General features: G+C 52.7%; 10 protein-coding genes. 5 read left to right on the top strand and 5 right to left on the bottom strand.

Annotated elements, in window-relative coordinates:
* Nucleotides 1-837 precede the first annotated feature (837 nt).
* Nucleotides 838-1767, bottom strand: coding sequence for a heme o synthase (locus NXS13_RS00625; RefSeq protein ID WP_259076828.1), 930 nt, complete (start codon nucleotides 1765-1767; stop codon nucleotides 838-840).
* Nucleotides 1768-2077: 310 nt separating this feature from the next.
* On the opposite strand from NXS13_RS00625, the gene tkt reads away from it, so the two are divergent.
* From tkt to pgl, 5 genes are all read left to right on the top strand, one after another.
* Entirely contained in the window at nucleotides 2078-4168 is a 2091-nt protein-coding gene (gene tkt / locus NXS13_RS00630) for a transketolase (protein WP_259076826.1), read from the top strand.
* Between the two features lie 91 nt (nucleotides 4169-4259).
* Entirely contained in the window at nucleotides 4260-5342 is a 1083-nt protein-coding gene (gene tal, locus NXS13_RS00635) for a transaldolase (RefSeq protein WP_259076815.1), read from the top strand.
* An 83-nt stretch (nucleotides 5343-5425) separates the two neighbouring features.
* Nucleotides 5426-6985, top strand: a complete 1560-nt coding sequence (zwf, locus tag NXS13_RS00640) for a glucose-6-phosphate dehydrogenase (RefSeq protein ID WP_259076814.1) — start codon at nucleotides 5426-5428, stop codon at nucleotides 6983-6985.
* 17 nt (nucleotides 6986-7002) lie between these two features.
* Nucleotides 7003-7938, top strand: coding sequence for a glucose-6-phosphate dehydrogenase assembly protein OpcA (locus tag NXS13_RS00645; RefSeq protein WP_259076812.1), 936 nt, complete (start codon nucleotides 7003-7005; stop codon nucleotides 7936-7938).
* A 21-nt stretch (nucleotides 7939-7959) separates the two neighbouring features.
* Nucleotides 7960-8670 carry a 6-phosphogluconolactonase gene (pgl, locus tag NXS13_RS00650; protein WP_259076810.1) on the top strand — a complete coding sequence of 237 codons (711 nt, stop codon included), beginning with the start codon at nucleotides 7960-7962 and terminating at the stop codon, nucleotides 8668-8670.
* Nucleotides 8671-8701: 31 nt separating this feature from the next.
* Here the strand turns inward: pgl and secG are convergent, their stop codons facing one another.
* The 4 genes from secG to NXS13_RS00670 form a co-directional block, all read right to left on the bottom strand.
* Nucleotides 8702-8938, bottom strand: a complete 237-nt coding sequence (secG, locus tag NXS13_RS00655) for a preprotein translocase subunit SecG (protein WP_259076808.1) — start codon at nucleotides 8936-8938, stop codon at nucleotides 8702-8704.
* 82 nt (nucleotides 8939-9020) lie between these two features.
* Entirely contained in the window at nucleotides 9021-11789 is a 2769-nt protein-coding gene (gene ppc, locus NXS13_RS00660; RefSeq protein WP_259076806.1) for a phosphoenolpyruvate carboxylase, read from the bottom strand.
* 173 nt (nucleotides 11790-11962) lie between these two features.
* Nucleotides 11963-12745: a triose-phosphate isomerase gene (gene tpiA, locus NXS13_RS00665; RefSeq protein WP_259076803.1), complete on the bottom strand. Its 783-nt coding sequence runs from the start codon at nucleotides 12743-12745 to the stop codon at nucleotides 11963-11965.
* A 98-nt stretch (nucleotides 12746-12843) separates the two neighbouring features.
* On the bottom strand, nucleotides 12844-14058 hold the full coding sequence (locus NXS13_RS00670) for a phosphoglycerate kinase (protein ID WP_259076801.1): 1215 nt from the start codon (nucleotides 14056-14058) through the stop codon (nucleotides 12844-12846).
* Nucleotides 14059-14110: the final 52 nt, after the last annotated feature.

Raw genomic sequence — 14110 nt, forward strand, 5'->3', positions numbered from 1 at the left:
CCTTAGGCAACTGTCTAAGCTTTCTGAGCAGTCAGACATTCTTTGTTCTGAGCAACTCGCCACACTTTGGCTTGTGGTTCGGTTGTCCCTCTTTTGCTCCCTAACGAGAACGGCAGGGAGATGCTGTGGTGTCAGAAAGTGTGGAGTATACAGGCGAGGTTTTCTCGATCACCAAGCTTCGAGGCATAAGGTTCGCAGAATCAAGCGGATGGACACGAGCTTTCTCGAGGCAAAAGTTTCAGCTAAGTAGCTGGAAATTGTTCTAATTCACACCATCTAATTTGCCGAGATACGTCGTGTATCTGCCAAATTCTGGGATAGTTCCGACCTAGCGGGCCCTGCGTTAACTCATCGTACTGTTTGATGTAGGTCATGAGGAGCTGCGTGCTCTATCCCCGAGGCACCTTGATTCATTGATATATGCACACGCGTATTAGGAGAACCCCGGTTAGGCATAGAATCATCGGCTAAAGGATTAGGTGTGCATTCTCGCGTGTATAGCCGTCGCTTCGGCGTTGAGAAAAAGATCATTGTTTCACGTCCCCTTTAGTCAGCTGTCACTGCTCCAGCCTGGCAGCAGATAGACAATAACCCTTGAGATGCCCCCATGAGGATGACGGAAACCGCACTGGCGATTTCTCCAATCGTTCTCTTGTGGTGTACAAAATATCTCGATGTGCATTTAACTGGCGAGAGTGCAGCCACAACCATGAGGCTGATGAGCTAAGAAAGGCTATGTGACTATCGTATAGTTTCAAGCGATACGCTCGGCTTTTGCTACGTTTCCTTGAGCTCGAAAGTCTGAGGAAGTGTGCGCCCGGGGACCGAGGCTCATTCTTAGGCCACAAAAAAGGGATCAAGCATCGCACCGAAAGTTTCCAAGCCTAAAATAGCGTCGACCGATAGCGCTACAAAGAGCACAGCTAAATAGTTATTCGACAAAATGAAGAGCTTGAGTGGTTTGACCGGCACGCCACGCTTGACTCCTTGATGGAGCCGAATCGCCATAAATAGAAAGCCTGCTCCTGAGATGATTGATCCCACTGCATAAATCCATCCAGCCGCGGGAATAAGAAGGAAGGTGGTTATAACCGTGGCAACGGTATAGCCAACAATCTGCCGAGTCACCTCAACTTCCTCCCGGACTACCGGCAGCATGGGCACTCCAGCGGCCTTGTAATCTTCCTTATACTTCATGGCCAAGGCCCACGTATGCGGGGGCGTCCAAAAGAAAATGATCAGGAAGAGTACGATGGCCTGCCACCAGTGAGCCAGGTCTGTTCCAGGCATATTGTCTTTAATTACGGCCCACCCCACTATCACAGGCATGCAGCCCGCCGCGCCACCCCAAACGATATTCATATGGGTGCGCCTTTTTAAAAACTTTGTGTAAACAAAGATATAAAAAGCAATGGTGAGCATCACACATACGGCCGCTAAAAGCGAATTGCAGAGGAGCCAGAGAAAAAGAAAGCTCAAAACAGTAAGCGCCCACGCGAAGATGGTGGCATTTCGGTTGGAAACCGTGTGCCTGACAAGGGGGCGCGAACGAGTCCTCCCCATTTTCTGATCGATATCGGAATCCGCCACCATATTGAAGGTATTAGCAGCTGCTGCCCCCATCCAGCCTCCTATGACGGTCAACAGGATGAGCGCGATATTATTCTCCCCACGCTCAGCCTGCAGCATGGCGGGAATGGTTGCTACCAAGAGGAGTTCAATGACCCGGGGCTTCGTCAACGCAATATAGGCCTTGATCGTCTCCAAGGATTATCTCCTCCATAATTTCTGTGAAAGTACGTTTCTCAGCATACTGGAAAAACTCAACGAAAAGATTTGAGCCACAGTCATCGAGCGGGGGAAACGTTATCGTACCTAGTCCAAGGTACTCCTCATTGAAGAGTTTGGCTTATCAAAACTCCCTCGCTTCGTTCATTTTGTTCGCCGTATACCAGCTCCAGCCAGCTCGCTGCCATCCTTGAAGCCAAATGGCGCTAAACTGTGGGATGTGGTTCGCGCATAAACTCGCTTGCGCGAGCCTCGACCACGAAAAAATATTAAAGGACGGACTATCACTGTGACCTTATCTCCTGAGCTTAAAAAGCATACGGTTCGCAATTATCCAGATCACTGGAGTGATTTGGATACACAAGCCATTGACACCGCTCGCATCCTCGCTGCAGATGCCGTGCAGAAATGCGGCTCAGGGCACCCCGGCACCGCAATGTCACTGGCGCCGCTTGCCTACACCCTGTATCAGCACACGATGAATGTTGACCCCCAGGACGATCAATGGGTAGGCCGTGACCGTTTTGTACTCTCGTGTGGTCACAGTTCGCTCACTCAATATATCCAGCTGTTTTACGGAGGTTTTGGCCTGGAACTCGATGACCTCAAGGCCCTGCGTACCTGGGGCGCAAAGACCCCAGGTCACCCCGAGTACCGCCACACTAAAGGCGTGGAAATTACCACCGGACCACTCGGTCAAGGGTTAGCCTCCGCGGTGGGTATGGCTATGGCGGCACGCCGTGAGCGCATGCTATTCGATCCGGATACGCCCCAAGGTGAGTCACCATTCGATCACTATATCTACACCATCGCCTCCGACGGCGATATGCAGGAAGGGGTAACGTCTGAGGCCTGTTCGCTCGCGGGTACTCAGAAGCTAGGTAACCTCATCGTCTTTTGGGATGATAATAAAATCTCCATCGAAGAGGAAACCGATATTGCCTTTGACGAGGATGTTTGCGCACGCTATCGGGCGTATGGATGGCAAGTACTAGAAGTTGAGAGTGGCGAGGATATCGTCGCCATCGAAGAGGCTATTGCTGCGGCCCAGGCTGACCGCCAGCGTCCATCGTTTATTCGGGTTCGTACCATCATTGGTTATCCCGCCCCAACTATGATGAATACCGGCGCTGTCCATGGCGCTGCCCTGGGCGAAGAGGAAATCGCCGCCACAAAGCGAGAACTCGGCTTTGATCCTGAAATCCACTTCCCTATCAGCGATGAGGTATTAGCTCACACCCGCAATTTGGTCGAGCGCGGTGCAAATAAGCATGCCGAATGGTCACAGAAATTCGAGCAATGGTCTCAACAGCACCCCGAAAAACGGGAGCTCTTCGAGCGTCTTAATAAGCGTGAGCTACCAGCTGACTTCGATGCTGATCTACCGACGTGGGAGGCCGGGGACTCAGTGGCTACCCGCAAGGCCTCAGAGTCGGTCATTCAGGAACTGGCGAAAACCCTGCCTGAGCTTTGGGGCGGCTCCGCCGATCTAGCTGGTTCCAATAACACCGTGATGAAGAGTGAAAAATCATTTGGACCAGAGTCTATTAGCACCTCCACCTGGACTGCGGCACCAGATGGCCGTAACCTCCATTTCGGTATTCGCGAGCACGCCATGAGTGCGATTATGAACGGAATCGCGCTGCACGGGGGCACGAGGCCGTACGGCGGAACCTTCTTAATTTTCTCCGACTATATGCGCCCCGCTGTGCGTCTAGCCGCCCTCATGGGAACTGATGCTTACTATGTCTGGACCCACGATTCCATTGGACTTGGCGAGGATGGTCCCACTCACCAGCCAGTAGAGCAACTGGCCAGCCTTCGTGCTATCCCCGGACTATCACTTATTCGCCCCGCCGACGCTAACGAGACTGCAGCGGCTTGGCGCGCAGCGCTACTCTACAAGGAAGGCCCAAAGGGTTTAGCGCTCTCGCGCCAGAATCTCCCGGTCCTAGACGGCACTAAAGAGAAGGCTCGCGAGGGACTTCGTCGTGGCGCTTATATACTCAAGGAAGCCTCTGCCGCTACGCCTGAGGTCCTACTCATGGCCAGCGGATCCGAGGTTCAGTTGGTAGTAAAGGCAGCTGCTCAATTGGAGAAGGAGGGTATTGCCGCCCGCGTTGTTTCGGTTCCCTGCCTCGACTGGTTCGAGGAGCAAGACCAGGCCTACCAAGAGTCCGTACTGCCACCTCACGTACGCGCCCGCGTTGCTGTTGAGGCGGGAATCTCCATGCCGTGGCATCGCCACCTAGGATTGCAGGGGCGGGCTATATCGCTCGAACATTTTGGCGCCTCGGCTCCAGCCGACAAACTGTTTGAAGAATTTGGTTTCACGGTCGACAACGTCGTGAAAGCCGCTAAAGACAGTCTGGCTGCCTAGGAACCAGTAAAGAAGTAGTGCGGGCGGAACTGAGATCTGAAAGTTTCGCCCGCATTTAAATACTTTCGTTAAAAACCTCAAGGATGAAACCATGAATGCAATAGATAAGCTCCAAGCCGTTGGAACGTCCACCTGGTTAGATGACCTCAGCCGTGATCGCATTAACTCTGGAAATCTTCGACGAGTTATCTCCGACAAAAGTGTTGTGGGAGTGACCACCAACCCCGCTATTTTTGCTCATGCAATGTCGCAAGGCTCTGCCTATGATGATCAGATTGCAGCGCTTAAAGAGCAGGGAATGCCCGCAGACGAGGCCGTCTATGAAATGAGTATCCAAGATGTTCGCGACGCGTGCGATATTTTCCGGGATATCTACCTCGAAACTCAGGGGAAAGATGGCCGCGTCTCGATTGAAGTAGATCCGCGCATTTCAGATGATGCGGCCGCAACTTTAGCTCAGGCGCGGACCCTATGGGAGCGTGTTGATCGGGAAAACCTCATGATCAAGATCCCGGCCACCGAAGGCTCGCTCCCCGCAATATCAGCAGCACTTGCTGAAGGAATCAGCGTTAATGTCACGCTCATTTTCTCCGTCGAACGCTACGGCCAGGTGATCGAGGCCTATATCGACGGAATCAATGCCGCCTACCGAAACAATCTGGATGTGACAAAAATCCACTCTGTGGCTTCGTTTTTTGTCTCCCGACTCGACACCGAAATCGACGCGCGACTCGAAGATATCGGCACACCGGAAGCTCTGGCCATGCGGGGTAAAGCGGGCATAGCTAACGCTCGAGTGGCCTACGCGCTATTCGCTGATCAATTCAAGAGTGCAGATATGCCAGCAGGTGCGCATATTCAGCGGCCGTTGTGGGCTTCGACCGGCGTCAAAAATCCCAACTACCCCGCCACCCTGTATGTAACCGAGCTGGCGGGCCCACTAACCGTTAATACAATGCCTGAGAGCACAATTGATGCCACGCTTGAAGCGGAAGATATCAAGGGTGATACCCTCAGTGAAGCCGAGAACGACGCGGCCAAGGTGCTCAGCACCTTACAAGATCTAGGTATTGATCTGCCAGATGTTTTCGAAAAGTTGGAAGCTGAAGGGGTCGAGAAATTCGTGGCAGCGTGGGAGGACCTGCTGGAATCAATGGGAGCTCGGCTGCAGTAATAGCGAAGCCCTCATTGCAGTGGGCTATCGCGGTTATGTGCAGAGTGTGAGGTTAATTCTGGTGCCGAGTAAGATGCGAGGACGTGAGTAAAAGCGTGCAAAAAATAGATAGTGATCCTCAAGAGTGGCTTCATCCGTTAAGAAGCACCAGCGACAAAAGGCTACCTCAGATAGCTGGCCCCTCTGGCATGGTGATCTTCGGAGTGACTGGTGACTTGGCTCGGAAAAAACTCTTACCAGCCATTTACGATCTCGCCTCCCGCGGGTTATTACCAGCTGGATTCTCCCTCGTGGGCTACGGTCGCCGCGACTGGACAAAAACGGATTTTGAAGAATATGTTCTCAAGGCGGTTAAATCTGGAGCCCGCACTGACTTCAATGAGAATATTTGGCACCGATTGGCCGAGGGCATGCACTTTGTTCGAGGCAATTTTGATGATGACCAGGCATTTGATTCGCTCGCAGCCAAGCTTGAAGAACTGGATCGCGACCGTGGAACCGCAGGTAACTGGGCATTTTACCTTTCGGTGCCGCCGGACTATTTCTCCGATGTCTGCCACCAGCTAGAGCGCTCCGGAATGGCTAAGGGCCCCAAGGGCTCATGGCGACGGGTCATCGTGGAAAAGCCCTTCGGGCATGACCAGAAAACTGCGAGAGAGCTAAACAATATCATTAATTCCGTCTTCCCAGAGCACGCGGTCTTTCGCATCGATCACTATCTAGGCAAAGAAACTGTGCAAAATATTATGGCGCTGCGCTTTGCCAATCAGCTTTTCGATCCGCTCTGGAATTCCCACTATATTGACCACGTGCAAATTACTATGGCCGAAGATATCGGTCTAGGAGGGCGCGCTGGCTACTATGACGGCATCGGGGCTGCCCGCGATGTTATTCAAAATCACTTGATCCAACTTCTCGCTCTCGTTGCCATGGAAGAACCGATCGACTTCACTCCAGAACAACTCCAAGCAGAAAAGATTAAAGTACTGCGCGCAACCCGCCCTGTTGAGCCCTACGGTAAAACTACTGCTCGAGGCCAATACACGGCTGGCTGGCAAGGGTCTGAATTTGTCCGAGGTTTGCGCGAGGAAGATGGATTTGATCCAGATTCCACAACCGAAACATACGCCGCCTGTACCTTAGAAATTAATTCTCGTCGATGGGCCGGGGTCCCCTTCTTTTTGCGAACAGGTAAACGACTGGGGCGTCGCGTCACTGAAATAGCTCTCATATTCAAAGATGCCCCCCATCAACCTTTCTCCGAGGGATCACGCCACGCCCAGGGCCCAAATGTAGTTGTTATTAGGGTTCAGCCCGATGAAGGGATGCTGCTGCGCTTTGGCTCTAAGGTCCCAGGGTCGGGAATGGAAGTGCGCGATGTGAATATGGACTTCTCCTACAGCGAAGCTTTTACAGAAGAATCTCCTGAAGCCTACGAACGTCTCATTCTTGATGCCCTCCTCGATGAGGCGTCTCTCTTCCCCACCAACGAGGAGGTTGAACTCTCTTGGAAGATTCTCGACCCAATCCTCGATTATTGGGCTAGGCGCGGGCGTCCCGATGAATATGCTGCAGGTACGTGGGGGCCCGCTTCTGCTGATCGTATCCTCGCTGGTTCGCACCGTGTGTGGCGGCGTCCATAGATGAAGGTAGCAAACTGATGATTTTTTGCCTAGATAATTCCAGTACCAGCGAGATTGCTAATACCCTGGTAAAAATGCGTGATAATGGCATGCAGGGCACCACGTCCCGAGTGCTTACTTTGCTGGTAGTCGTCGCAGCTACTGATCCTCTTGAGAGCATCATCGAGGCAACTAAGATGGCTTCGCGAGAACATCCTTCTCGTGTCATCGTTCTTGTCAAAGGCGATACCGACGCTGACCATCACCTCGATGCTGAGGTGCGGATCGGAGGTGATGCGGGTGCTTCCGAGCTCATTATCATGAAGCTCCACGGTGAGGTCAATGACCACCTGGTTCATGTGGTGACTCCGTTGCTGCTTCCAGATACCCCAATTGTAGTCTGGTGGCCATTTAGCTCCCCCGCTTTTCCTAGCGAGGATCCGCTGGGAAAGATAGCCCAACGTCGTATCACCGATGCACGCTTTGATAAACTTGTCGATGCTTTGTACCACCGCCGCAACTCCTATGCGCCAGGTGATACCGATATCGCATGGGCTCGTCTCACCCCATGGCGCGGCGTATTAGCTTCGGCATTGGATCAACCTCCACATGAGGACATTCGCTCAATTACAGTCTTCGGTCCTGCGAACTCACCTTCTGTCGATTTGGCAGCTGGTTGGCTGGTCGATCGATTAAGGGTACCCACGACCAGAAAGATTTTGGAGGTGGACTCCGATGACGAGATCCCAGTGGCATTGGTGGAGATCGAAAGAGAATCTGAAATATTGGTGCTTCGATCAGACCCTCAAAATCAGACAATTTGTGTTGAATCGGGCGATATGAAGGCCAAGGTGGCGGTCAATGTTCGCTCAACGGCAGACTGCTTAGCAGAGGAACTTCGTCATCTCGATCCCGATGCCGCATACCACAAGGCTCTGCGTGGCCTAACCGCCGTTCATTACCCATCGGTTTAATTTCTGAAGGAACTAAGAGAAATGGTAAAAATAAACAGCTTTAACACCGTGGAGCCGCTTCTAGAACAGGCTGCAAGAGACCTTAGGCGTCTTATACTCTCGATTAACAGCACTGGTGGAGCGCACTCCGACGGTGTGGCCCGGATCGTGCTGACAGGCGGTGGGGCTGGGATTGGCATCCTCAGAGAACTGAGGACCATGGATATCAATTGGGAACTCGTTCATCTCTTCTTCGGTGATGAACGTAATGTGTCCGTCGATCACAGCGATTCTAACGAAGGACAGGCGAGGGAGGCGCTCCTAGACCACATTGATATTCCTGAGGCGAATATCCATGGGTACGGATTAGGTGGAGTCGACTTAGAGGACGCGGCGCACTCCTATGAAGCTGTCCTGAGCGATTTTGCTCCCCAAGGTTTCGATCTTCACCTCTTGGGAATGGGCGGCGAGGGCCATATCAATTCCATATTCCCTCACTCTCCTATCCAAAAGGAAAGTCGACGATTAGTTCTCCCCGTTTTCGATTCACCTAAGCCACCGCGGGAGCGCGTATCTTTGACCTACCCGGCGATTCGCCGCTCAGATTATGTGTGGTTCTTGGTCTCTGGGTCAGAGAAATCCCGGGCAGCATCTGCGTTGGTTGGGTGCGAGGATTTTACCCAGTGGCCGGCTACTGGTGCGTATGGGCGAAAGGAAACAGTTCTCTACGCGACTCAGGATGTACTCAGTTAAGAAAAAATCCCCTCGTTAGAGGGGATTTTTCTTATACTGCATAAGATTGGATGAGATTTAGAGCAACGATACAGGTCATCCAGATGAGCCCTGTAACAATGGTGAAGCGATCGAGGTTCTTTTCTACCACGGTAGATCCCGAAAGGTTAGACTGAACGCCGCCACCAAAAAGGCTGGAGAGTCCGCCACCTTTACCGCGGTGCAATAAAACAAACAGAGTCATCAAAACACTGGAAAGCACCAAAATAATCTGCAGGGCGAGAACCATTTAATAAAACCTTCTTTGATTCGTTTTCACAGCTACCCTATGGAGCAGCTTTTCGTCTTCACCATGATACACCACATTATCACTAGCCTGAATTCCGCAGTGCGGTTGCTAAACCGTTCATCGTTAAACGAATCCCGTAGCCGACGGAGGCCTCTCGGTCACCCTCGGATCCATCTGCACGATACCGTCTCAGCAATTCCGCTTGGATAACATTGAGTGGCAGCAGATAAGGATACCGGCGACGCACTGATCGAGCGAGCTGCGGGTTGTCGTAGAGCAGTTCTCTGGCTCCCGAAATAGCGAGGAACATTTCCTTAGTGAGCTCGTATTCTGCCTGGATCGTTTCATAGATCCGAATAGCGGCTTCTTGATCTTCAACTAATTCTGAATACAACTTGGCTAGAGTCATTTCAGTCTTCGACATCACCTGGGCCATATTGGACAGCAGCGCATCGAAGAATGGCCACTCCTTATAGAGCATCCTTAGCTTTTCTAGGCGTGCGTTAGGATCTTCACCCTGTTCAATCCAGCATTTCAGCGCGGTTCCCACGCCAAACCATCCGGGCAGCATCACGCGTGATTGGGTCCAGCTTAGTACCCATGGAATAGCCCGTAGATCTGAGATAGCCTCAGTCTGCTTGCGCGAGGCAGGGCGTGACCCTATATTCAGTGACCCAATCTCAGCCAGCGGCGTCGATGCTTTGAAATAGTCAATGAAACCTGGGTCCTCATGAGCTAAAGCTGCATACTTTTCCTGGCTTAGGGCCGAGATATCTCGCATAATCTGGTGTGCTTCTTCTCGCGCGGGATTCTTCTTTTTCAGTAGCGTCGCCTCTATAGTGGCAGCAAGCAGTGTTTCCAGATTACGACGGGCCGTCTCCAGCGTTCCATATTTGGCAGATATAACCTCTCCCTGTTCGGTGATGCGCACCGCGCCCTGAACAGCACCATGCGGTTGGGCTAATATCGCGTCGTAAGAAGGTCCGCCTCCTCGACCCACAACACCTCCGCGGCCATGGAATAAACGCAGCCTGATATTATGGCGCTGGCTAAGTTGAACGAGATCCACTTCGGCGTCGTAGAGCGCCCAATTCGCGGCAAAGTATCCTCCGTCCTTATTGGAATCTGAATATCCGAGCATGACCTCCTGCATATCGCCGCGCTGGCGAAGGTAGGAACGGTAAAGCGGGATGCCCCATAGCTCCTCGAGGATAGTAGAACCAGCGGCCAAATCATCGATAGTCTCAAATAGCGGAATAATATCGATATCGCCTGTGGGATGATCTCCGTTGGCCTCGATAATGCCGAACTCTTTGAGTAGTACCATCGGCTCTAAGATATCGGAAACGGATTGTGCCATCGATATGATCGAGTGAGGAATCATCCGAGGACCGAACTTATCTATCGCCCGCTTAGCTTCTTCGAGCAAATCAAGCTCGCGTTGGGTGGCCTCGCTGAAGTCTCCTCCGCTCTTAGAAATGAGTGGTCGCCGCGAGCGCAATTCGCGCAAGAGTATTTCTCTCTTAGACTGCTCATCGAGGCTACGATAATCTTCTGTCACCTGAGCGTGGGCGAAGATCTCTGTCAGAGCGTCCTCGTAGCTATCAGAATTTTGACGTAAATCCATCGAGTAGAGATTGAAACCGAAGGTCATGAGGGCCGTGCGCACTAACGCTAATCGGTCTTCAGCGATTGTGTCATCATTTGAAGCACGCAGCGAGGCGTCAATGATCTCTAAGTCACGAGCAGTTTCCTCGGCGCTGGCATAAGGTTCATGGATCTGGTACCAATCGTCCTCTGGTGCGGCGGATTCGATGAGGGAGGCTAGAGTGGCCATCATGCGACCGCGAATTCCATGAATCGCACGTCGATAGGGTTCATCCACACGGCCGGGTATATCGTTGTGCCCCTGAGCGGCCAGTTCTAGTAGCTCTTCGGTGACGCTCGAAATCCGGTCTGAGATACTGAGTTCATGTTCGAGCTTATGCAGCTGCGCTATATAGTATTTCAGGACAGTTTCGGCAGCACGGGTAGTGGCATAATGAAGCGTTTTTGCTGTGACATAGGGGTTTCCGTCGTGATCACCACCGATCCACGAGCCTGGCTTGATGGCAGCGCCTTCACGGGCGCGGATGCCATAGTGGTCAAAAAGTTGGTGCTTCACGCTTTGGTTAAGCTCAGGGATGGCCTGCAGAAGGGCTAATTTATAGTACCGCAAACCCACCTCAATCTCGTCTTCGATTGTCGGCCGGGCTACTCGCATCAAAGCAGTCTGCCAGAGGGTATTCATCCATCGCTTAATCTCATTCTCGATGTGGGACAACCGGGATTGAGTGAGGGCATTTTCTCCAGCTTGAATAACTCGGTGCCGGCGTCTGAGCTGCTCAGTGATATGACTCTGGGCATCAAATACTGTGCGACGTCGAGTTTCGGTGGGGTGCGCGGTTAGTACCGGCGCGATTTCGGCATTGGCTAGCATATCCGCTATATCTTCCCCAGCTACTTCGGAGTCGACGAGCTTTTTCCAGGTTGCTTCCAAAGTGGAGTCTTTTGCTGGCTCCCCCTTCTCGCGCGAAGCAACAAATTCGCAATGGTCGTGAAGGTCCTCCACAACGTTGGCCAGGAGAGCAAAGTGGTAGAAGCCGCGAACCACAGGCAGGAATGCTTCTGAAGTTTGGTCACGGAACATAGCAACTAGCTCCTGGATACCTGCCTCATTTCTGGCTACCTTGAAGGACAGTTGCCGAGCCGCCTCGACCCGCTCGAGTACCTCCTCACCCTCTTGCTCTGCGATAACCTTGCCGAGGAGTGAACCGAGATACCGCATATCTTCTTTCACTGAAATTGTCATAACTGCTGATCAGCCTCACAATAGAAAAGTACTTTAAAACCGCCTGTGTTAACGCAACCGGCTGAATATGCGCCACCTACCCTAGTTGTTAGTGCACGCAGCGCTGAGATGGTGGACAAAAAGGAGAGGCTTCGACCTTCACAAGCGCCGAAGCCTCACCGTTAACCTCTTATTTATAGGGCGCCACCAGCAGCATTAGCTGCCAGTTTTGCGAATGCCTCACCGTCGAGGGAGGCACCGCCCACGAGGCCTCCATCTACATCGGGCTGAGACACTAACTCAGCCACAGTCTCAGCCTTTACCGAACCGCCATAGAGGATCCGCATCTGATGAGCGATCTCCTCGCCGGCCAGTTCCTTGAGCAAACCGCGGATTGCGGCGCATACTTCTTGAGCATCCGCAGCGGAAGCAACTTTGCCGGTACCGATTGCCCAGACCGGCTCATATGCGATCACGGTCTTGGCGAGATCATCGGCGCTCAGTCCGGCCAGCGATGCACGAGTTTGCTCGACTACATACTCTACGTGCTGTCCAGCCTCACGGATGGGCAGTTCTTCGCCGACACATACTATGGGGTGCATGCCATGCTTGAGCGTAACTTGAGCTTTGGCGGCGACGAGTTCATTACTTTCCCCGTGGTATTCGCGACGCTCAGAGTGGCCGATAACAACCCAGGAGCAGCCGAGTTTCTCGAGCATGCCAGCTGCAATTTCGCCAGTATAGGCGCCAGATTCGTGACGGGATACGTCTTGAGCGCCGTAGGTGATCTGTAGCTTGTCACCCTCTACGAGGGTTTGCACCGAGCGTAAATCAGTAAAAGGTACAGTCACTGCGACGTCGACCTTCTCGTAGTACTCCTTGGGCAAAGCAAAAGCGAGCTTTTGAACGCAGGCAGTCGCCTCGAGGTGATTGAGGTTCATCTTCCAGTTGCCAGCGATAAGTGGTTTACGTGCCATATTTTTCACATTCCTTTCCGTGCGAACCTCACGGGATTCGCCGGGTAGTCGATCCATTGAGGCAAGGAGGTTGTATCCTTGCCTAGTGTTGAAGTCTTCTAGCCTTCCAGTACCTTCACGCCAGGCAATTCTTTACCTTCAAGGAATTCTAGGGAGGCGCCACCACCAGTGGAGATATGGCTAAATCCCTCCTCCTTGAGGCCAAGGCTACGGACAGCGGCCGCGGAATCGCCGCCACCAACAACGGAGAAGGCTCCGCCAGAGGTAGCATCGATGATTGCTTCAGCGATTCCCTTAGTGCCCTTCGAGAAAGCCTCAAATTCGAAGACGCCCATGGGTCCGTTCCAGAAGATGGTCTTAGCTTCCTTAATCACAGCGGCGTATTTCTTGACAGTTTCAGGTCCAACATCCAAGGACATCCATCCCTCCGGAATGCTGTCGCGTTCAACGATCTTGGTTTCTGCGTCTTGAGCGAAGTGGGAGGCGGAAACGAGATCAACAGGAAGAACGAGCTTGTCTCCAAAAGTTTCCATCAGAGAACGGCAGTTATCAATCTGTTCCTCCTGAAGCAGGGATTCTTGAACGTTGATGCCCTTGGCTGCGAGGAAGGTATAGCACATGCCTCCGCCGATAATGATCTTATCTGCCTTGCTGGCAAGTGCTTCGATTACCCCGAGTTTATCGGAGACTTTGGCGCCCCCCAGGATGACGGTATACGGGCGCTCGGGAGCGTCCACCATCTTGCGGAGCACGTCGATTTCCTTTTGCACCAGATGACCAGCATAGTGGGGCAGCCGCTTGGCCACATCATAAACCGATGCTTGAGCACGGTGGACAACGCCGAATCCATCGGATACAAAGGCCCCCTTCTCAGCAGCAAGGGCTACGAGCTGGTCGGCGAAGCTGCCACGCTCGCCTTCGTCTTTCGAAGTTTCACGAGGGTCGAAGCGTACATTCTCAAGCAGCAGGACATCTCCATCGTTGAGGCCATTAGCGCGCTCGTGGGCGTCCTCCCCCACGACATCCGCTGCTAGAGCGACGTACTGTCCGAGGGCCTCAGACAGGGCCTCTGCGACAGGAGCGAGGGAATATTTTTCGTTCACTTCACCCTTGGGGCGGCCCAGATGGGCCATGAGAATAACGCGGGCACCGGCTTCGGAAAGAGCCTTAATAGTAGGCAGCGAGGCAGTGATACGACCGGCGTCGGTAATTTCACGGGCGTCGTTGAGTGGAACGTTGAAATCAGAGCGCACGAGGATGTGGCGTCCGCTCACGCCTTCTTTGATGAGATCTTGGAGAGTTTTGACAGCCATTTTAAGACAAGCCTTTCTAGAGGTAATGAGGAGAAAACAAGAGGAAAGCCCC

It is taken from the genome of Corynebacterium sp. ES2730-CONJ, from assembly GCF_024834055.1.
Lineage (GTDB): Bacteria > Actinomycetota > Actinomycetes > Mycobacteriales > Mycobacteriaceae > Corynebacterium.